The organism is Burkholderia sp. BCC1977 (assembly GCF_905339595.1).
GTDB lineage: Bacteria > Pseudomonadota > Gammaproteobacteria > Burkholderiales > Burkholderiaceae > Burkholderia.
Genome location: NZ_CAJPGQ010000212.1, coordinates 1 through 248 on the forward strand (window position 1 = coordinate 1; position 248 = coordinate 248).

The following is a 248-nucleotide window of genomic DNA, read 5'->3' on the forward strand; positions in this document are numbered from 1 at the left end:
AACTGGTGCACGAGACGCAGCACGGTGTCGTTGCCTTCCGAGCCGCTGTTGCAATAGAAGAAGTGGTTGAAGCCCGCGGGCGTGACCTCGGCGAGCAGCGCCGACAGTTCGATCACCGGCGGATGCGTCGTCTTGAAGAAGGTGTTGTAGAACGGCAGTTCCTGGAGCTGGCGATACGCGGCGTCGGCGAGTTCCTTGCGGCCGTAGCCGACGTTCACGCACCAGAGGCCGGCCATCCCGTCGATGAT

1 protein-coding gene is annotated in these 248 nt (G+C 62.9%); it reads right to left on the reverse strand.

Features of this window, described 5'->3' with window-relative positions:
* Positions 1 to 248: aminotransferase class III-fold pyridoxal phosphate-dependent enzyme (locus tag U5771_RS35515; RefSeq protein ID WP_322028230.1), on the reverse strand; the 248-nt coding region annotated here is incomplete at both ends.